The organism is Sphingomonas sp. GlSt437 (assembly GCF_048015635.2).
Classification (GTDB): Bacteria; Pseudomonadota; Alphaproteobacteria; order Sphingomonadales; family Sphingomonadaceae; genus Sphingomonas.
Genome location: NZ_JBPGYA010000002.1, coordinates 695,671 through 715,622 on the forward strand (window position 1 = coordinate 695,671; position 19,952 = coordinate 715,622).

Below are 19,952 nucleotides of genomic sequence, written 5' to 3' on the forward strand. Positions count from 1 at the left end.
GTTCCCCATTAATTCAGCTCTGCGCCGTTGGCGCTCTCTACTCCCGGTCGGTCGGCTTCCGCCAGTGCCGCGTTGATATGCGCACCGACAACGATGCCAAGCCCGATTAAAAAGAAGTAGATGAGCGCAATCATCACGCCGGCCAGGCTGCCATAAGTCAGGTCGTAATGCGTCAGGCTGGTGATCACTGCCGGCAGATAAGCCGTGACGGTCTGCCACCAGAGCGCGGTAAAGGCGGCGCCGGGCCATTTCGCGCAGCCGGGCCCACGATAGCGCTTGGGCGTCAGCGACACGAACAGGCCGTACAGCGCGACGAAGACGATCACCAATTGTACCAACTGAGTGAGGTGGATGATCGTGGTGGCGCTTCGCGCGAACGGCATGACGTCGGTGATGAACTGCCCTGCAGCAGCCAGCGACACCTGCAGGCTGAACGCGATCATCACCAATAGCAGCGATCCCAGAATGAGCGCAATCGAGCCCAGCCGATAATGCCAGAAGGGCCGCTGCGATTTCACGCCATAAGCGCGCCGCACGATGTCACGGATCGTCTCGACATAGCTCGCCGTCGTCCACAGCCCGACCAGCGCGCCGAACCAGAGCAGCGACCCCGATCGCGCCGCCAGCACATCGGTTATCGGGGTCTGCAGTAATGTTGCGACGCTCGGCGGCACGGCGGCGAGGAAATCGTTGACCGCGCTCAATCCGGCATCGGTCCGCCCGATCAGCCGCGCAATCGCGGCCGCCACGATGAAGAACGGAAACAACGTCAGCAGCGAGAGATAAGCCAGGTTGCCGGCATGGACGAACCCATCACTGACCACGCCGACCACTACCCGCCGCATGAATTCATGCGCGAAGCTACCCGGTGCCATGAACGCGAGCCGCCGGTCGAGGCGGGGGGTGTCGACCCGCCGACGTGCTTCCGGCGATACGGGGGAATAATCCTGCACCTAAGCTCGCTTACATGCCCAGCTTGTCGCGCGGGCGCCACTTGTCGCGGTTGGGCCAGTTCTGGACGAACTCGACGAGCGCGTCGTCATCGACCGGCAAATCGACCAACAGCGTGACGAGCTGATCACCGCGACCGCCGACTTTCTTGTGGAAGCCCTTGCCTTTCAGGCGCAGCACCTTGCCCGAATTGGCGCCCTTGGGCACCGTCAGCATGACCGCGCTTTCAACGGTCGGCACGCGCACCTGGCTGCCAAGCACGGCTTCAGCGAGCGTGATCGGCAGATCGAGGCGGACATCGTCGCCGTCGCGGGTGAAATAGCGATGCGCGCCGATGCTGAGCGTCACGATCGCATCGCCAGGCCCGCCGGGGCCGGGCTCGCCCTTGCCCGCCAGCCGGATCTGGGTGCCGTCCTCAAAGCCGGCGGGCAGCTTCAATTCGATATCCTTGCCATCCGCCAGCGTCACGCGTTGCGGCTTGAGCGCCGCCGCTTCGGTGAACGGCACGGTCAGCGTGTACGCGACATTGGCGCCCTTGGGCGGCGGCTGGCGGCCGAACCCGCTCGCAAAACCGCCCCCGCCCCCGCCCCGACGGCCGCCGAACAGCCCCTCGAACAAGTCGCCGAGATCAGGCCCGCCACCCCCGCCAAAGTCGAAATCCGCGGTGCCGGGTCGAAACGTGCCGCTGTCGCCAGCCTGCCGTCCAAAGCCGAACGGCATCGTCGGGTTGCCGTCGCCGTCAATCTCACCGCGATCGAAGCGGGCACGCTTGTCCTTGTCGGACAGGAAGTCATAGGCCTGCGTCACTTGCGAAAAGCGCTCGGCGGCCTTGGGATTGTTCTTGTTGGTATCGGGGTGCAGCTCCTTGGCGAGCTTGCGATACGCCTTTTTGATGTCGGCTTCGCTCGCGCTGCGGGCCACGCCCAGTGTCGTGTAGGGATCGGCCATTCGAACCTCTGAAAACTCCTTGGGCTCTATGTGGGGGATTGCGCCGAAGAGCGCAAACGCTGCCTGTCTTGAATCCTCCCCCATCAGGGGGAGGTGGCGCCGAAGGCGTCGGAGGGGGTGGACACCCAACCGAGCGCGGGATTCCACCCCCTCCGTCATGCTACGCATGCCACCTCCCCCTGGCGGGGGAGGATCATGTGGCGCTAACCTCCTCAACTGGCATGACATCCACCGCGACGTCCAACTTCTGCATCCCCGAGCCCAGCACGATGCCGTCGATCGGCGCGATTTCGGCATAATCGCGGCCGACCGCCATGACGATATGGTCGCCCGCCATCCAGATGCCGTTGGTCGGATCGACGCCGATCCAGCCGCGCGCTTCGCCGCACCAGATCAGCACCCAGGCATGCGTCGCATCTGCGCCCATCAGCTTTTCCTGCCCCGGCGGCGGAATGGTGCGGATATAGCCCGAGGCATAAGCGGCGGGCAGCCCGGCGGCGCGCAAGCCGGTGATCATGATCTGCGCGAAATCCTGGCAGACGCCGCCACGCTTCATGAACGCCTCATGCGGCGGGGTGTCGACCAGCGTGGCGGTGGGGTCGAAAGCAAATTCGGTCTGGATGCGCCGGGCAAGCGCGATGCCGGCTTCGGTCACCGATCGATCGGGCGCCAATTCCGCCGCGCACCAGGCCGCGATATCGGCATCGAGCGGAATCAGCGGTGAGGGGTAGAGATAGCCCGCCGGCCCCAGCGGCGACAGATCGCGGCTGGCGCGCGCGGCGGCGGCAACCTCGGCGATCGTCGGGTCGTCGGGCGCCGGCACCGGCACCAGCCGGTCGACCATGACGCGCGACACGCTCTCGATCGCGAGTTCGACGACGGGGTCCTCGATGATCAGCCGCGCGACATTAGCCAGGCCGTGGCTGGCGCGGACCGGCATCGTCCGGCCCGAGGGCGCGATCGTCAGCCGGTGGCTTTCCAGCGTCTGCCCCGGCCAGTCGATCGGCTTCAGCCGCAGATTGCAGCGCGCGAACTCGACCGGGTTGCCATAGTGAAAACGCGTCAGATGGCGGATGTCGTACTGCATATCAGGCCAGCGTCAGACCGCTGGCGCGCAGCGGCGCGGCGCCATGGAGAAAATAGCGGCGCGAAATCTGCTCGCTCAGCGCCTGCAGCCGGAGCTCGATCTCGCGCAGCTTGGCGTCGGTCAGCATTTGCGCGGTCGTCGTGGTAATCAACGCGGCAAGTCCCGCCGCTTCGGCCTGTTGCGGCTCGGCCATGCCGTCATCGTCGAGCACCGGCAGTGCGCGGAGATGCTCGACGATCCGCTCCGCCTGGAACGCGACCGAGCGCGGATTGCCCGGGTCGAGCGCGACGAGATCGACCACCGCAAGCCGCGCGATGCCGGTGAGGTAGCGCTGGCGATAGCTGATCTGGCTGTCGCACAAGTCGAGCAGGGTCGAAAGATCGTCCGACGTTGCCTCCGCCATACCGAACGCGCGCACCGCCCGGGCGATCGCGCTCGCGCGTTCGAGGCGCCGGCCCATGTCAAGGAATCGCCAGGCAGCGGTGCGGCTCATATGCTCGGCGGTCAGGCCAGCGAGCGCGGCATAACGGCGCTGGAGCGACCCCGCGCGATCAAGGATGCCGCCCGTCGTCGGGAACGGCGCGTCGAGCAGTCGCATCATGTCGCCCGACAACCGGTCGCGCGATCCCGCGCCGATCGCCCGCGCGATGCGGTTGATGGCGCGGACGCTGAACCAGCCGTCGGCCTCGCCCTCCATCGCCGCGCGGGCAAAAGCGATGAGGTCGCTTCGCTTGAGCGACGGCGGATGCGGCGCCGCGCCCGCGTTGGTGACGATGCCGATCAGCCGCCCCAGCGTTTCCGGCCCCAGCGCAGCGCCGGCATCCATGTCGATCGAATTGCCGAGCATCAGCCGCAGCACGCCGAGCAGCGCCTCGCCGCGCTCGAGGTAGCGGCCGAGCCAGAAGAAATTGTCGGCGACGCGGCTCGGCAGGGTGCCGGGGTTGCGGCGGATATGCGTCGAGCCGGGGTCGACGAGCATCGAGGTGCTGGCAACCGGCGTCGCACCATGCACCGCGACGTCCGCCGACCAGCTGCCTTCGCCCATCACCGTCGCGCGGACATCGGCATGCTCGCCGATGCGGGCGAAACCGCCGGGCATTACCGTCCATGCACCTTTCGCATCGCGCGCCGCGAACACGCGCAGCGTGAAGGGCCGCGCAATCAATCGGTCTTCGGTCACCACCGGCATGGTTGAGAGGTGGACGATCTCCTGTCCGACATAATCCTGCGGCCGCCGCGCCATGTCAGCCAGCAACCGCGCCCGCGCCTCGCCAGTGATGTCAGCGCCGGGCAAGGCGCGGTCGGTGCCGAGACCGAGCGGCGCGGCGTTGAAGGCGGGGCCGATGAGCAGATGATCGAGGTTGCGCTGCACCCCCTCGCATTCCGCCGGCTGGCCGCACCACCATGTCGCGATGTTGGGGATTTTGAGCGGCGCGCCGGTGAGCCGGGTCGAGAGGCGCGGCATGAACGCGCTGAACGCCGGCGCCTCCAGCACCGCTGCACCGGGCGAATTGGCGATGACGACATTGCCCGCCGCCCAGGCATCGACCAGGCCGGGTACGCCGATCGTCGAGTGCACATCGAACGCCAGCGGATCGAGCAGGCTGGGATCAACCCGCCGCCACAGCGCATCGACGCGCTTCAGCCCCGCAATGGTGCGAACGTAGAGCCGGTCCTCGATCACCGCGAGATCGCCGCCCTCGACGAGCAGCAGCCCGAGATAGCGCGCGAGATGGGCTTGCTCGGCATAGCTCTGATTGTAGCGACCGGGAGTGAGCAGCCCCATGCGCGGCTCGCTGCGGGTGCACGCCGCCGCAAGTCCCTCGCGAAACGCGGCGAAGAACGGCGCCTGACGCTGGATGTTGAGGCGCGCTTGCAGGCCACCCACCGTGCGCGACATCGCCAGCCGGTTTTCGAGCGCATAGCCCGCACCCGCCGGCGCGCGTAGATGATCGCCGAGCACGCGCCACTCGCCATCAGGCCCGCGCGCCAGATCGATCGCGATGAAATTGAGGTGGTGACCGCCCGGCGGGGACTGCCCGACGAGCGCGCGCAGATAATAGGGACTGCCGTTGACCAGCGCCGCGGGCAGATGCCCCGAGCTCACCAGCCGGCCCGGCCCGTAGAGATCGGCAACCACCGCCTCCATCAGCTCGGCACGCTGGACGACGCCCTCGGCAAGCCCCATCCATTCGTGCTCGCCGATCAGCAGCGGCACCGGCGAGACCGGCCAGGGCCGCTCCTCCTGTTCGCCGATGATGCGAAAACCCGTGCCGATATCCTCGGCCTGGCGCTGCACCCGCTCGCGCGCATGGCCAAGTTCATCACCAAACGCGCCCGCCAGTTCCTCGAGCAGCTTGGACCAGCACGCCTCGCCCGATTTCATCACGTCGCCGAGCGGCGCCGCGCGGCAATACTCCGCCAGCCATCGCGCTGCCATCGTCGCGGGATCGAGCAGCGAGTGTTGCTGCGTCGCACTGGCCATCAGCGTGGCCCGGCGTGGAAAGACCGATCGATCACCTGAGCCCCTTGCTGCCTTGCGGTATACGTCACCATAATCGCTGCTGCTGTGCAATAACGACTATCCGGCGCGGGGTACGAAGAAGGGGTGACGCCGCCCGCGAGCGCCGGTAAAGCGCGCGCCATGGCCGATCCCACCCCTGCTGACGCGTTGTTTGAAGCGACCGACCCCATCGCGCTGTTCGAGGCGTGGTTCGCCGAAGCGCAAGCCCACGAACTAAACGATCCGAACGCCATGGCGCTGGCGACGGCGGACGCCGAGGGCCGGCTGGGCTTAAGGATGGTGCTGCTCAAAGGCCATGGGCCGGACGGGTTCATTTTTTACACCAACCAGGAGAGCCGCAAGGCCGGCGACTTAACCGCCAATCCCCGGGCAGCCTTGTTGTTCCACTGGAAGTCGCTGCGCCGCCAGGTGCGCGTCGAAGGGCCCGTATCGACAGTGAGCGATGCGGAAGCCGATGCGTATTTCGCGACCCGCAGCCGTAATTCGCAGCTCGGCGCCTGGGCGTCTGACCAGTCGCGGCCGCTACCCGACCGCGCGACCTTCGAAGCTCGCTTTGCCGCGATGCAGGCGCGCTTCGAGGGGGCCGACGTGCCGCGCCCGCCACACTGGTCAGGCTATCGCGTCGCGCCCGAGCGGATCGAATTCTGGCTCGATCGCGATTTCCGCCTGCACGATCGCCGCGTCTTCACGCGCTCTGCCACTGGCTGGGACACGGGGCTGCTTTACCCATGAGCGGCGCTCACAATCATCACGACGCGCGCGCTGCCCATGCCGAGTCGATGGGCCAGCTGACGCGCGGCGCCGCCATGGCGAGCGTCGCCACCGCCAGCGTGCTGATGTTCATCAAAGGCTATGCCGCCTGGTACACCGGTTCGATCGCGATGCTGGGCTCGCTTGCTGATACCGGCCTTGACCTTGTCGCGTCGCTGATGACGTTGTTCGGCGTCTATCTGGCCGCGCAGCCGGCGGACGAAACGCATCGCTTCGGCCATGGCAAGGCAGAGGCGCTGGTCGCGCTGTTCCAGGTCGCGGTCATCGCAGCCTCGGCGCTGGCGATCGGGGTGCGCGCGGTCGACCGGCTGATGCACCATAGCGCCACGGTCGATGCTGAGCTCGGCATTGGCGCTTCGTTCATCGCCGTGCTGATGACCGGTGCACTCGTCACTTATCAGCGCAGCGTGGTGAAGCGCACCGGATCGGTCGCGATCAGCACCGATCATCTCCACTACCAGTCGGACCTGCTGCTCAACATCGCCGTGATCGTCGCGCTGGCGCTGGAGGCGTATCTCGATGTGCGCGGCGCTGATGCGCTGTTCGGCATCGGCATTGCGCTATGGCTGCTCTGGGGTGCGCTGCGCTCCTCGACCGAGGCGATCGACCAGTTGATGGACCGCGAGTGGCCAGACGAAAAGCGCCGACGGTTCGTCGAGATCGCCAGCGAGTTTCCCGAACTGAAGAGCCTGCACGACTTGCGCACGCGCAGCAGCGGATCGATGGATTTCGTGCAGTTCCATATCGAGGTCGACGGTCGCATGACGATCGCCGAAGCGCATGACATTACCGAAGCCGTCGAACAGCGGCTGGCCGAGGCCTTTCCGGGCACCGAAATCCTGATCCATATCGATCCGGAAGGCCAGGTCGATCAGCCGGGCAACGCCCTGGTCGAGGAAGACCTGATCGCCAAGCTGAAGGAAGAAGAGCCGAAATGACGCGCCTGCCCGTCGCCCAAATCGATGCCTTTGCCGACCGGCCGTTCACGGGCAATCCGGCAGCGGTGATGCCGCTCAGCGACTGGCTCGATGACGCTGTGTTGCAGGCGATCGCCGAGGAGAACAACCTCGCCGAGACCGCGTTCTTCATCCCCGACGCGAGCGGCGCGGCGGATTTCGAATTGCGCTGGTTCACGCCCGCAGTCGAAGTCGCGCTGTGCGGCCATGCGACCTTGGCGAGCGGTCATTTCATCCTGACGTCGGACCCGGATCGCGAGGCGGTGACCTTCCGCACGCGCAAGGCCGGCATCCTCCGCGTCGAGCGGGCGGCCGGTGGCCAATATCACATGGCACTCCCCGCTTATCCAGCGGCGCCGAAGCCGCTGCCGGCAATCATCGCCGGGCTCGGCGTCGATCCGGCGAAGGTGCAGGCGACTTTGTGGCACCCCAATCACTATGGCTTGGTCGTGCTGGAAAGCGCCGCCGACATCCACGCGCTTGCCCCCGATTTCCGCAAGCTTGCGGCTGAGGGCGACGTGCTCACCATCGCCACCGCGCCAGGCGAAGACACCGACGTGATCAGCCGTGTCTTCGCACCGGGAGCTGGCATCGACGAGGACCCGGTCACGGGCTCTGCTCATTCGGTGTTGACTCCCTATTGGGCAGATCGGCTGGGCCGCGCGCATTTCACGGCGTATCAGGCCAGCAAGCGCGGTGGCCATGTCGGCTGCCGGCTCGACGGCGACCGGGCGATCCTGACCGGCAGCTGCGTGACGACAATGGAAGGCGTGCTCCTGATTTAGCATCACAGCCGCGACCGATTTGGGTAACCACGCTGCGCCTTCCAACAATCGATGCTGGTAATTTTATTACGACTATGTTAAATAGGCTCCCACGGGTGCTAGGTGAAGGCCCCGCCACGGAGATTTGGAACCGCGTATTTCCCCGGCTGTCGCATCGCTCCGGCTCGGTCGTGGCGGCGACATGACGACGGGGATCCCCTAGACTACGGAAAGGCTGAACAGAATGGCTGCCAAGGCGCTGTCCTTCGTTGTCGGTGATTATGTCGTATATCCCAAGCATGGCGTTGGCCGGGTGATCGAACTGCAGAAGCAGGAAATCGCCGGCATGCAGCTGGAGCTTTACGTGCTCCGCTTCGAGAAAGAGAAAATGACGCTGCGGGTGCCGACCAACAAGGCGGAAAGCGTCGGCATGCGCAAGCTGTCCAGTGACAAGACGCTGAAGGAAGCGCTCGATACGCTGAAGGGCAAGCCCAAGGTCAAGCGCACCATGTGGTCGCGCCGCGCGCAGGAATATGAAGCGAAGATCAACTCAGGCGACCTCGTCTCGATCGCCGAGGTAGTCCGTGATCTGTTCCGCGCCGAGGACCAGCCCGAGCAGAGCTATTCGGAGCGGCAGATTTTCGAAGCGGCAACCAGCCGCCTCGCGCGCGAGCTCGCCGCGATGGAAGAAACCGACGAGCGCAAGGCGCAGGAGAAGATCCTCGACATCCTGCGCGCTGCGGCCGCGATCTACAACAAGGACAAGGTGCCGGCCTGACGGGCATTCGTCTGCCAGGCCGCTGACCTCAAAACCGGGCGGTCCCATGTTGGGGCCGCCCTTTTTTCTGTCGCGCTCATCCTCTTGCGAGGAGTCTCTTGGTGTGTTATGTAATCAATACACATGGGAGGTTTTTTTTTGATGCGTGGAATAATCATTCTGGCGGCGCTGCCACTAGCAGCGTGCTCGGTCGCCTTGGGCGATTCGGGCGTGAAGGGCACCGGCAGCGGCACCGCGCGCGATTTCGCCGTCAGTGACTTCAATCAAGTCGCGCTGACCGGATCAGACAATGTGCGTGTCCGCGTCGGTCCGCAATTCGCCGTCCACGCCGAGGGACCTGCCGAGGTGCTCGACCGCCTCCGCATCGAGCGCGATGGCGATACGCTCAGCATCGGGCGCAAATCGACGATGGGCTTCGAATGGTCGACCCGCGATGCGACGATCACCGTCACCATGCCGGCGATCCATGGCGCCTCGGTCACCGGATCAGGCGACATGGCGGTCGAGCGCGTCACGGGCGACAGCTTCAAGGGCTCGGCGACCGGATCGGGCAACCTAAACGTCGCCGCGCTCGACGTGAAGCATGGCGAATTCTCGATCACCGGATCGGGGGACATTGACGCCAAGGGCAAGGCCGCGCAGCTGGCAATGTCGGTCACCGGCTCAGGCAGCTTGCGCTTGAAGGGCGTCGAGGCTCAAGGAGCCAATGTGTCGGTGATGGGATCAGGCGATGCGACTGCGACAGTCAACGGCGCCGCCTCGGTGAATGTCATGGGATCGGGCGATGTCGACCTTGGCCCCAACGCGCATTGTTCGACCAGCAAGCTCGGCTCGGGTGACGTGACCTGCGGGCATTGATCTGGCCGGTCTTGCGCCGCCAAGCGAAAGCGGCGATGCCTTAGGAATGATCCGCACCGGCATCGCCATCGCACTTATCGGCTCGCTTGTGCTGCTTGGCGGCAGTGCCACCGCTCAGTCGCGCCCCAGCCACGTCTACCCGTTGACCAGCTTTGAGCGGGTGCGGGTCGAGGGGCCGTTCGAGGTAAAGCTCACCGCCGGCGCCTCCCCTGCAGGCAAGGCGGAAGGCGATCCGCGCGCGCTCGACAGCGTGGTCCTGCGTCTCGACGGCACGACGCTGACCGTGCGCCGCGCGCCGACCGAGAATGGCGCGGTTGATCGGTCGCAAGGTCGGCCGCTGTTGATCACGCTCGCCACGCCGGTGCTGCGCGGCGCCAACGTTACCGGCGGCGGCCGGCTGACGATTACCGGCGCCAAGGGCCAGCGGATCGACTTTGCGGTCACCGGCTCCGGCACGCTCCAGGCAAGCGCGCTTAACGCCGATGAGCTCAACGCCACGATCATCGGCGCCGGTACGATGACGCTCGCCGGCCACGCCCAGCGCGCTCGGCTTGACGCGAACGGTGTCGGCAATGTCGAGGCGAGCGGGCTGGATGTCGGCGACTTGACCGTGCGGCTCGATGGGCCGGGCGATATACGCGCGGCAGCGAAGTTCAGCGCCAGCGTTACCAATACAGGCCTCGGCAGCGTTGAAATCACTGGGAACGCACCTTGCACGATCAGCGCACCCGGCGGCGGCGCGGTGACGTGCGGCGGCGGCAACAAGCGCTAGAGAAGCGCCAGCGCCGCCAACTCGCCGATCAGTTCGGGCGGCAGGGCGGCCATATCCGCTGAGCCCTCCGCGCCCAGATCGAGCGGCGCATCCTTTGCCTCGAGATAGCGCCAACCCTGATGCGCGCGGCGCGGCACCGGCTGCAGGCGTATTGCCTCGGGCCGGATGAGAATCGCGGTTCGCCCGCCTTCGGCTTCGCCAAAGCCCAGGATCGGCGACCGCGCGACAAGCTGGTGCTTGATAATCCAGTAGAGCGACCCTTGGCCGGCGATCTCCTCATGCCGCTTGGGCAGATAGCGCGTCGTCAACGCGACAGGCCCCGCCGCCGCGCGTGCCGCCAGCCGCTCGGCCAGATGCTCCACGCTCGCCGCGCCGAACGCAACTTTGGTCAGATGCAGCGCCATGGCGTCAACTGTGCAGCTGGAACAGCGCCGCCAGCCCGAGAAAGAAGAAGAAGCCGAACGTGTCGGTCATCGTCGTCACGAACACGGTCGAGGTTACCGCGGGATCGATCTTCAGCCGTTCAAGCCCGAGCGGGATCAACACCCCCGACAAGCCGGCATTCAGGCTGTTGAGGATCATCGCCAGCAGCAGCACGAAACTCAGCCACCAGTCATGATAAACCAGCTGACAGCCGATCGCCATCAACACGCCGAGGCCCAAGCCATTGGCGCTGGCGATCCACCATTCGCGCGCGATCATTCGCCAGGTATTGGAACTGGTCAGCTGGTTGGTCGCGAGCGCGCGCACCGTCACCGCCATTGTCTGCGTCGCCGCATTGCCGCCCATGCCGGTCACGATCGGCATCAGCACGGCGAGCGTCACCAGCCGCGAGATCGTGTCCTGGAACGCCGCCACCACTGCCGACGCCAGGATCGCGGTGCCCAGATTGACGAACAGCCACCACATCCGGGTGCGTATTGTGAGCACGATCGGCTCGTTGATGTCGCCATCGCCCGCGCCCGACATCCGCAAGATGTCTTCGCTGGCTTCCTGCTGGATGATGTGGACGATGTCGTCGACCGTGATCATACCGACCAGCCGACCGCTGCCATCGACCACGGCGGCCGAGATCAGCGCATATTTCTGGAAGCGCAGCGCGACTTCCTCCTGGTCCATATCGACCGGGATCAGCGTCTGCTCGCGCGCCATGACATCGCCCATCGCGACCGAGCGCGGCGTCCGCATGATCCAGGAAAGCTGGCAGGTGCCGATCGGCTTGTGCGCAGGATCGACGACGAAGATTTCCCAGAAATCGGTGGTGAGATCGTCGTTGGAGCGCAGGTAGGTGAGCACGTCGCCAACGGTCCAATGCTCGGGCACTGCGATCAGCTCGCGCTGCATCAGGCGGCCAGCGGACTCCTCCGGGTAGGAAAGCGCTTCCTCGATCGCGGCGCGATCGTCGGGCTCCATCGCGCGCAGAACTTCGCGCTGGTCCTCAACGTCCATGTCCTCGAGGATCGCGACGGCATCGTCGGTATCGAGTTCGGACGCGATATCGGCGACTTCATGCGGCTCGAGCGCGTCAATCAGGTCGTCGCGGACATAATCGTTGAGCTCGGCGAACACATCGGCGTCGACGAGGTCGCGGATCGCGGCGGCGAGCGCGGCGCGATCATCCTGCGGCGCGAGTTCGAACAGGTCGGCGATGTCGGCAGGGTGGAGCGGCTCGACCAGAGCGCGCGCCGCTTCATTATCACCCGCCTCGACCGCATCGAGCACGGCGCGCACGAATTCGGGCTTCAGCCGGTCGTCTTCGTCGAGTTGAGGTTCGACCGCGATCGGTTCGTCATGACTGGTGTCGGCGGCAACAGCGGTCAGATCGGTTTCGCTCATCTCGATCTCCCTGGCTGGCGGCATCACCGCATGAAAGGCCGGTCTCCGGCGCCCCTTGAGCGAGGCGTGGCTTCAGCCTCTAGGGGGGCATATCCGGCGCGGCAAGCGCCGAGATTGCCTGAGCGCGGTACAGCGGCTAGGGCGCGACCATTCTCCCCTCACCCGACCATAAGGATTTGCCATGGCCGACCAATTTTCGACCCTGACCCTCACGCTTGAAAGCGGCGACGTGACGATCCAGCTTCGCCCCGATCTTGCCCCCGGCCATGTCGAGCGGATCGGCACCCTGGCGAACGAGGGCTTTTATGATGGCGTCGTCTTCCACCGCGTCATCCCCGGCTTCATGGCGCAGGGCGGCGACCCGACGGGTACCGGCACCGGCGGCAGCGACAAGCCCGACCTCAAGGCCGAATTCAGCCGCGAGCCGCATGTCCGCGGCGTGTGTTCGATGGCGCGCACCAACAACCCCAACAGCGCCAACAGCCAGTTCTTCATCGTGTTCGACGACGCGACCTTCCTCGATGGCCAGTACACCGTGTGGGGTGTGGTGACCGACGGCATGGAGCATATCGACGCGCTGCCCAAGGGCGAGCCGCCGCGCAATCCCGGCAAAATCCTGAAGGCGCGGGCCGCCTGAGCGGCGCTAACACTCAATCCTCCCCCGCCAGGGGGAGGTGGCAGGCAAAGCCTGACGGAGGGGAGGTCATCCACCTCAGCGTAGAAAAGTCCTCCCCCTCCGTCGCCTTCAGCGACACCTTCCCCTAGCAAGGGAGGATTTGGGGTAGAAAGCTGGGGCTATCATCCGTCGACCTACCCCAGCTTTCGCTGGGGTGACGATTACGATTTCCCCACCCCCAACGTTTCCACCAGCCAGTCGTGGAACAACCGCACCGGGCGCTGGGACAGCGCTCGGGGGCGGCACACGAACCAATAGCTGTAGGGGCTCTCCACCTCGATATCGCTGAACAGCCGCACGAGCCGGTCGTCATGCGCGTCTTCGAAATGGCTTTCATGCATGAACGCGACACCAAGGCCTTGCCCGACCGCTTCGAGCATCAGCGCGCCCGAATCGAAATGGTCGATCGCCGCGGGTTCGAGTTCGGCGAACCCCGCCGCGATCTGCCATGACGTAAATGTGTCCGGCATATCGCGGTGGACGATGGCGGTGAGCGACGAGAGCTGATCAGGCTTGGTGATCGCGTTACGCCCTTCGGCCATACCGCGGTGACCGATCACATAGACGCGGTTGCGATCGAGCCGCCGCGCATAAAGCGCCGGATCGATCTCGCGGGCCAGCACGATCGCGGCATCGAGCCCATCGCCCAGTCGCATGATCGCCTGCCCCGCCGTATCGATATCGAGATGCAGCTCGGGGTATCGCGCGCGCAACTCGGCGAGATGCGGGAACAGCTTTTGCGAGGCGTAGAGCGGCAGCACGCCGAGCCGCAGCCGCAACACCTCAATGCCGCTGGTCATCGCCTCGATCGCGTCGGAGAGCGTATCGAGCGCCGGCGAAATCTGCGCCATCAGCCGCTCGCCATCGGCATTGAGCCGCATCGACTGGTGGCCACGATCGAACAGCGGCCGGTCGACGAAGCGCTCCAACGCCTGAATGCGCCGGCTGAGCGCCGGTGCCGATAAGGACAATTCCTGCGACGCGGCTTTGACCGATCCCGTCCGCGCTACTTGCACGAACGCTTCGATCGCGGTTAGCGGCGGCAATCTCCGCATGGCTTTCAGTCACCCCTCCCCCCGCACCCGCCTGGCAATCCCGGCTGTTGTGCGGTGCATCACTCTCGCGCCCGGCCATGGCCTCGGTCGGAACGCCGACTCCATAGTCTAAAGGCGGTACGCGTGCGTCAAGCGCAATTAGGCTTAGCCTTTTCGCACTTGCACAAAAACGTGCTGCGCTGCACATAGAGCGTGCCTTTCAGGCATCCTCTCCTAAAACTTCCAAGGCCGGTCGGGCTTCCGACCGGCCCTTTTTTTGTCCCGCGATGGTGCTCAGGCGACTCGTAACTTCGGTCGCCCGCGCCTATTTGCCGCCTTCGTCGTTATTGCCGGACGAAGGAAAGCCGATGGCCGACAGCGAAATCGAAGGGCGCAAGTTGCAAGTGGCCAATGCCCGGCCCGAGGATTCGGGGCGCGGCGTTGCGCATGTGCCGCGCGCGCTGATGTCGGCGTTAGGGCTCGTCGAAGGCGACGTGATCGAGATCGTCGGCAAGCGCGCCACGCCGGCACGCGCGGTGATGCCCTATGCCGATGACGAGGGGCTCGAGATAATCCGCATCGACGGCCTGCAGCGCGCCAATGCCGGCGCCGGATCGGGCGAGTTCGTCGAAGTGCGCAAGGCCGACTCGAAACCGGCGACGCGTGTCGTCTTCGCGCCCGCCCAGCAGAATCTGCGGCTACAGGGCTCGACCGCCGCGCTCCAGCGCACTTTCTTCGGCCGGCCACTGACCCAGGGCGATATCGTCGCGACCGCCGGCCAGCAGCGCGTCGACAACATGCCGCCGCAGCTCCGCCAGATGCTCAACGCGCCGGCCTATGCCCTCCAGGAAATCCGCCTCGCGGTGATCGCGACCGCGCCCAAGGGCATCGTTCACATCGACGAGAATACCGAAGTCGAGCTGCGCGCCGAATATGAAGAGCCGCGCGAGGCGCGCCGCGCTGACGTGACCTATGACGATATCGGCGGCATGGCGCCGACGATAGACCAGTTGCGCGAAATGGTCGAGTTGCCGCTCCGCTATCCCGAACTGTTCCAGCGGCTGGGCGTCGATCCGCCCAAGGGCGTGCTCCTCCATGGGCCGCCGGGCACCGGCAAGACGCGCCTTGCCCGCGCGGTCGCCAACGAATCGGACGCGCAGTTCTTCCTGATCAACGGGCCCGAGATCATGGGCTCGGCCTATGGCGAATCGGAAAAGCGGCTGCGCGAGGTGTTCGAGGAAGCCGCCAAGGCTGCGCCATCGATCGTCTTCATCGACGAGATCGATTCGATCGCTCCCAAGCGCGACCGGGCGCAAGGCGAGGCGGAGAAGCGTCTCGTCGCGCAATTGCTGACACTGATGGACGGCATCGAGCCGCGCGCCAATCTGGTCGTCATCGCCGCGACCAATCGCCCTGACGCGATCGACGAGGCGCTCCGCAGGCCCGGCCGATTCGATCGCGAGATCGTTGTCGGCGTGCCTGACGAGCGTGGGCGGCGGGAAATCCTGGGCATCCATACGCGCGGCATGCCGCTCGCCGACAATGTCGACCTGGGTGAGCTGGCGCGTACCACCTATGGCTTTGTCGGCGCCGACATCGCCGCGCTGACGCGTGAGGCAGCGATCGAAGCCGTCCGTCGGATCATGCCGCGCCTCAATCTTGAGGAAGGCACGATCCCGCAGGAGGTGCTTGACACGCTGTCGGTGACGCGCGAGGATTTCGTCGGCGCGCTGAAGCGCGTGCAGCCATCGGCGATGCGCGAAGTGATGGTGCAGGCGCCCAACGTCCGCTGGGAAGACGTCGGCGGCCAGGACGAGGCGCGCGAGCGGCTACGCGAAGGCATCGAATTGCCGTTGAAGGACCCCGATGCGTTTCGCCGCTTTGGCATCCGCCCTGCCAAGGGCTTTCTGCTCTATGGCCCGCCCGGCACGGGCAAGACGCTGATCGCCAAGGCCGTCGCGCGCGAGGCGCAGGCCAATTTCATCGCGACCAAATCGTCCGACCTGCTCAGCAAATGGTATGGCGAAAGCGAACAGCAGATCGCCCGGCTGTTCTCGCGCGCGCGGCAAGTGGCGCCCTGCGTGATCTTCATCGACGAGCTGGACAGTCTGGTGCCTGCGCGCGGCGGCGGGCTTGGCGAGCCGCAAGTCACCGAGCGTGTCGTCAACACCATCCTCGCCGAGATGGACGGGCTGGAGGAATTGCAGTCGGTCGTCGTCATCGGCGCGACTAACCGGCCCAATCTGATCGACCCCGCGCTGCTGCGCCCAGGCCGCTTCGACGAGCTTGTCTATGTCGCGGTTCCCGACGAGGCGGGGCGCGAGCGCATCCTGGCGATCCAGACCGCCAAGATGCCGCTGGCCGCCGATGTCGACCTTAGAGACCTCGCCAGCCGCACCGAGCGGTTCAGCGGCGCGGACCTGGAAGATCTGGTGCGGCGCGCTGGCCTCAACGCATTGCGCAATGGCGCGACGTTGGTCGCCATGGCGCATTTCGAGGCGGGGCTGCAGGACGCGCGCGCCTCGGTCACGCCCGAGATGGAAGCCGAATATGAGCAGATGGCGGCGCGGCTGAAGCAGCAGGCCGCCTCGCTGCAGCCGATCGGCTTCACGCTGCCGGTTCCGCCTCCACGCCAGGTGCCGATAGAGTGAACCAGGCATAGCCAAGCATCAGCGCCAGCGCGGTCGCCGCCGTCAGATAGGGCAGCGGCCGCGCGAGCTGATAGAGGCCAACGCCGATCGACGGGCCGAGGATGAACGATGCGCCGTTGATGCTCGTCACCTTGCCTGCCACCGATCCCTGCGCTCGCGCACCCACCGCCAGCGACGCCCCGGCAGTAAAGCCCGGGCGGGTGAAGCCGAAGCCAAGCGACGCCAGCGCGTAACCCAGCGCGATCCCATAGAGCGACCCCGCCACCCCGGTCGCCGCCGTGCCGATCGCCGAAATCACCAGCCCCGCGAGCACCAATCGGCGCGGATCGAGGTTGAGCAGCGGGATCAACCCCCATTGCGCCAGCAGCGCCGCGCCCGCCCCCATGATCAGCACCAGCCCGGTCGGCGGTAGCGCCGCCGCCGGCGAGAGATGCAGCCGGTCGATCACCAGAAAGCCGATCGCCTGCCCGGTCATTGCCTGGGCATGGCCCATCACCAGCCCGGCGATCATCCAGGCGCGGACGCGCGCGTCGAGATAGCCGACCTGCTCATGCCCGTGCGCGGTCGCCGCGGTCACGCTCGCGCCCGAGGGCTGGTTGCCGATCGAGGGGTAGGCGCTGGCGGCGCCGCGCGCTTCATGCCCCATTGCGCCATCATTGGGGATGTAGCGATAGACCGCAGCCATCACGACGAGGCCGAAGGTCGCGCCGACAAAGGCGGGGCCGGCAAGCCCGATCCGCACCGGGCCAAGGTCAGGCAGCACCAGATAGGGCGCCAGCGCCGGGCCGATGATCGTGCCGAGCCCGGTCGCCGAGGCAAGCAGCGTTAGTGCACGCGTGCGCTCGTGCCGCGTCGTCTTGCCGGCGACGAGCGCTTGCACCGCCGGCGGCGCCGCCGCGCCGAAGCTGCCATAGATCAGCCGGCCGACGATGAAAGCCAGGAACGCCGCCGTCCCTGAAATCAAGCCGTTAATCCCTGCCGCCAGCACCACGCCGCACAGAATGAGCGAGCCCGAAAAGCCGGCAAGGCCCAACAGGATCATCGCCTTGCGCCCCTGCCGATCGGATCGGCGCGCCCAGATTGGCGCGGCAATCACCCAGAGCAATGCCGAAACCGAGAACGCCGCCGCGACCTGCCAATCGGGCACGCCCAGCGATCTACCGAGCGCAGGCAGCACCGATTGCAGCGCGGTGTTGCCGGCGGCAACGGTGAGCATGACGGTGAACAGCAGCGCAAAATCGCCGGTAATCGCGATCGGCGGGCTCGGCCGGCGTGCGCTCAAGAACGGCTCCAGCGATAGGAACGGTCGATCTCGCCCACCGCGACTTCGTAGCGGCTATACCATTGGTCACGCCCGGCATCGCGAATCGCTTTGTGTTCGGGATGGTCGCGCCACGCCTTGGCGGCGGCCTCGTCCGCCCAGAAGCTGACGGTGATGCCAAAGCCGTCGGGCCCGCGCGCATTCTCCATGCCGCGATAACCTGGTTGTGCGGCAGCGAGCGCTTCCATCGCGTCAGCCGCGGCGCCATAGCCCGCCTCGCCTTGCGCGGTCCTCACCGACATGAAGATTACCGCGACGTCGCCTGTACGTCCGCCTTGCATGACGCGGTCCGATAGGCGCACTTGCCGCACTAATCCAGCCGGGGATTGCGCCCAAAGTTGAGGCCGCGCGTCACGTTGTAATCGAGCACCGTCATTACGAAAAAGGCCGCCGCCTGTTTCAAGCGCGTCCACCAGCCGGTGCGGGCGTTGTACGTCGCCAGGTCAATCCGCTCGGAATCGGCGACTTCGCCATCGACATAGCCGCGCACCATCGCGGCAAACGCCGCATCCTCGATCCGCAGCATCATCTCAAGGTTCAGGAACAGGCTGCGAATGTCATAATTGGCCGAGCCGACATAGACCATGTCGTCGATCACGAAGAGCTTGGTGTGGAGCTTGGTCGGCTGATATTCATAGACTTGCACGCCGCGCCGCAACAGCCCGGCATAAGTGAAGCGCGATGCCCAGATCGCTGCGCCGTGATCATTCTTCGACGCCAGCACCACGCGCACCGGCCCGCGCCGAGTGACGCGCTCCAGCCGACGGATCATCGCGGGGCTGGGCGCGAAGTAAGCGGTGATGAGGTCGACGCGATGCGCCGCGCGCAAATCCTGCCGCACCGCGCGTGCCCAGGGCGACAGCCGCCGCATCGGCCCGCCGAACACCCAGCGCACCGCACCATCGGGCTGGCTCCAGCGCCCAAGCGTGCGGCGCAGCGACCTGAGCGGCGGGTATGGCTGGCGGGTCCATTTGGCGAGCGCATCGAAATAGCCGGTGAGGTGCGCGGCCGCCGGCCCGGCGACGACCATGCCGAGATCGCGCCACGCCTGCTCGGCCGGCGTGCCGAAATAGCTGTCCTGCACATTGAAGCCGCCGATAATCGCGGTTGCGCCATCGCTTTCGCCGTCCGCCAACACCAGCTTCTGGTGATTGCGCAAAAGATAGCGCCGGCCCCAGCGCGGCAAGAAGCGGATCACCTCGATGCCCGCCGCCGCCATCGCGTCGAAAAAATGGTGCTGCGCGGCGACTTCGCTGCCCAGGCCGTCGACGAGCAGCGTGACGGTCACGCCGCGCCCCGCTGCGCGGATCAGCGCCGCGCGCACCGCTTCGCCGGCATGGTCATCGACATAAATGTAATAGATGATGCGAAGCGTCCGCTGCGCCTGATCGATCAGCGCGATGACCGCGTCGAGCCGCTCCGGCCCGGTCGTTAGCAAAGCCAATCGGTTACCGCCGACCACCATGTCGGAAGGGGGAAGCGCCGCATCCATCAGCGCGCCGCCATGCCGTGCCGCCGACGCCCTCGCAAGCGGCGTTTTCCTTGACTCTCGGGCCCCGCCTCCATAAGTGCGCGTGCTTTCCAATTGATCTGTTCGTGAAGGATGCGTCCATGGCGCGCGTTACCGTTGAGGATTGCGTCGACAAGGTTCCCAACCGCTTCGACCTCGTGCTGCTTGCCGCGCAGCGTGCCCGCCAGATTTCGGGCGGCGCCGAGCTGACGATCGATCGCGACCGCGACAAAAATCCCGTCGTGGCGCTGCGCGAAATCGCCGACGAGACGGTGCTGCCGCAGCATCTGGAAGAGTCGCTCGTCGGCTCGCTCCAGCGCGTCCAGATCGACGACGATGATGAAGTCGATGAGATGGGCAGCCTGTCGGCCTCGGCCGAAGCGCTGCGCCTCACCGCCGCCGCGCCGCCGCGCAACCAGAATCTGGGCGGGGATTATGATGGCTGAGGCCTGCGATTAGCTGAGCTAATCGCAGTTAAGCCGAGGCCCGGCCGGCGGGGCAACGCCCCGACCGAC

General features: G+C 66.1%; 19 protein-coding genes. 9 read left to right on the plus strand and 10 right to left on the minus strand.

Features of this window, described 5'->3' with window-relative positions; all coding sequences use genetic code 11:
* Positions 1-8: 8 nt before the first annotated feature.
* From ACLB0R_RS12820 to ACLB0R_RS12835, 4 genes are all read right to left on the minus strand, one after another.
* Positions 9-953 (minus strand): YihY/virulence factor BrkB family protein, encoded by a 945-nt coding sequence (locus tag ACLB0R_RS12820; protein ID WP_416643311.1) that lies wholly within the window; start codon positions 951-953, stop codon positions 9-11.
* Positions 954-963: 10 nt separating this feature from the next.
* Entirely contained in the window at positions 964-1,899 is a 936-nt protein-coding gene (locus ACLB0R_RS12825) for a DnaJ C-terminal domain-containing protein (protein WP_416643310.1), read from the minus strand.
* A gap of 193 nt (positions 1,900-2,092) precedes the next feature.
* Positions 2,093-2,986, minus strand: a complete 894-nt coding sequence (locus ACLB0R_RS12830) for a transglutaminase family protein (protein ID WP_416643309.1) — start codon at positions 2,984-2,986, stop codon at positions 2,093-2,095.
* Position 2,987: 1 nt separating this feature from the next.
* On the minus strand, positions 2,988-5,471 hold the full coding sequence (locus tag ACLB0R_RS12835) for a circularly permuted type 2 ATP-grasp protein (protein ID WP_416643308.1): 2,484 nt from the start codon (positions 5,469-5,471) through the stop codon (positions 2,988-2,990).
* Between the two features lie 159 nt (positions 5,472-5,630).
* On the opposite strand from ACLB0R_RS12835, the gene pdxH reads away from it, so the two are divergent.
* The 6 genes from pdxH to ACLB0R_RS12865 all read left to right on the plus strand — a co-directional run bounded on the left by pdxH (position 5,631) and on the right by ACLB0R_RS12865 (position 10,409).
* The gene (gene pdxH / locus ACLB0R_RS12840; RefSeq protein WP_416643307.1) at positions 5,631-6,242 is read left to right on the plus strand and encodes a pyridoxamine 5'-phosphate oxidase; all 612 of its coding nucleotides are present in this window, start codon (positions 5,631-5,633) and stop codon (positions 6,240-6,242) included.
* The gene (locus tag ACLB0R_RS12845) at positions 6,239-7,219 is read left to right on the plus strand and encodes a cation diffusion facilitator family transporter (RefSeq protein ID WP_416643306.1); all 981 of its coding nucleotides are present in this window, start codon (positions 6,239-6,241) and stop codon (positions 7,217-7,219) included. Before pdxH ends, ACLB0R_RS12845 begins: the two co-directional genes overlap by 4 nt.
* Entirely contained in the window at positions 7,216-8,022 is an 807-nt protein-coding gene (locus tag ACLB0R_RS12850) for a PhzF family phenazine biosynthesis protein (RefSeq protein ID WP_416643305.1), read from the plus strand. Before ACLB0R_RS12845 ends, ACLB0R_RS12850 begins: the two co-directional genes overlap by 4 nt.
* A gap of 223 nt (positions 8,023-8,245) precedes the next feature.
* Positions 8,246-8,779, plus strand: coding sequence for a CarD family transcriptional regulator (locus tag ACLB0R_RS12855; RefSeq protein WP_416643304.1), 534 nt, complete (start codon positions 8,246-8,248; stop codon positions 8,777-8,779).
* 141 nt (positions 8,780-8,920) lie between these two features.
* Entirely contained in the window at positions 8,921-9,637 is a 717-nt protein-coding gene (locus tag ACLB0R_RS12860) for a head GIN domain-containing protein (RefSeq protein WP_416643303.1), read from the plus strand.
* Between the two features lie 46 nt (positions 9,638-9,683).
* Positions 9,684-10,409, plus strand: a complete 726-nt coding sequence (locus ACLB0R_RS12865; RefSeq protein ID WP_416643302.1) for a head GIN domain-containing protein — start codon at positions 9,684-9,686, stop codon at positions 10,407-10,409.
* Here the strand turns inward: ACLB0R_RS12865 and ACLB0R_RS12870 are convergent.
* Entirely contained in the window at positions 10,406-10,813 is a 408-nt protein-coding gene (locus ACLB0R_RS12870; protein WP_416643301.1) for a DUF1489 family protein, read from the minus strand. The two genes, ACLB0R_RS12865 and ACLB0R_RS12870, sit on opposite strands and share 4 nt — an antisense overlap.
* Before the next feature lie 4 nt (positions 10,814-10,817).
* Positions 10,818-12,245 carry a magnesium transporter gene (mgtE, locus tag ACLB0R_RS12875; protein WP_416643300.1) on the minus strand — a complete coding sequence of 476 codons (1,428 nt, stop codon included), beginning with the start codon at positions 12,243-12,245 and terminating at the stop codon, positions 10,818-10,820.
* A 181-nt stretch (positions 12,246-12,426) separates the two neighbouring features.
* On the opposite strand from mgtE, the gene ACLB0R_RS12880 reads away from it, so the two are divergent.
* A complete protein-coding gene (locus tag ACLB0R_RS12880) occupies positions 12,427-12,882 on the plus strand; it encodes a peptidylprolyl isomerase (RefSeq protein WP_416643299.1) in 456 nt (151 codons plus the stop codon).
* Between the two features lie 200 nt (positions 12,883-13,082).
* On the opposite strand, the gene ACLB0R_RS12885 is transcribed toward ACLB0R_RS12880, so the two are convergent.
* A complete protein-coding gene (locus tag ACLB0R_RS12885; protein WP_416643298.1) occupies positions 13,083-13,976 on the minus strand; it encodes a LysR family transcriptional regulator in 894 nt (297 codons plus the stop codon).
* 347 nt (positions 13,977-14,323) lie between these two features.
* Between ACLB0R_RS12885 and ACLB0R_RS12890 the strand changes: the two genes are divergently transcribed.
* Complete coding sequence (locus ACLB0R_RS12890; protein WP_416643297.1) at positions 14,324-16,606, plus strand: CDC48 family AAA ATPase; 2,283 nt, start codon at positions 14,324-14,326, stop codon at positions 16,604-16,606.
* Here the strand turns inward: ACLB0R_RS12890 and ACLB0R_RS12895 are convergent.
* The 3 genes from ACLB0R_RS12895 to ACLB0R_RS12905 all read right to left on the minus strand — a co-directional run bounded on the left by ACLB0R_RS12895 (position 16,563) and on the right by ACLB0R_RS12905 (position 19,419).
* Entirely contained in the window at positions 16,563-17,822 is a 1,260-nt protein-coding gene (locus ACLB0R_RS12895; protein WP_416643943.1) for an MFS transporter, read from the minus strand. The two genes, ACLB0R_RS12890 and ACLB0R_RS12895, sit on opposite strands and share 44 nt — an antisense overlap.
* Positions 17,823-17,884: 62 nt before the next feature.
* Complete coding sequence (locus ACLB0R_RS12900; RefSeq protein ID WP_416643296.1) at positions 17,885-18,208, minus strand: antibiotic biosynthesis monooxygenase family protein; 324 nt, start codon at positions 18,206-18,208, stop codon at positions 17,885-17,887.
* A 29-nt stretch (positions 18,209-18,237) separates the two neighbouring features.
* Positions 18,238-19,419 carry a phospholipase D-like domain-containing protein gene (locus tag ACLB0R_RS12905; RefSeq protein ID WP_416643295.1) on the minus strand — a complete coding sequence of 394 codons (1,182 nt, stop codon included), beginning with the start codon at positions 19,417-19,419 and terminating at the stop codon, positions 18,238-18,240.
* 119 nt (positions 19,420-19,538) lie between these two features.
* On the opposite strand from ACLB0R_RS12905, the gene rpoZ reads away from it, so the two are divergent.
* Positions 19,539-19,883: a DNA-directed RNA polymerase subunit omega gene (rpoZ, locus tag ACLB0R_RS12910; protein WP_416643294.1), complete on the plus strand. Its 345-nt coding sequence runs from the start codon at positions 19,539-19,541 to the stop codon at positions 19,881-19,883.
* Positions 19,884-19,952 lie beyond the last annotated feature (69 nt).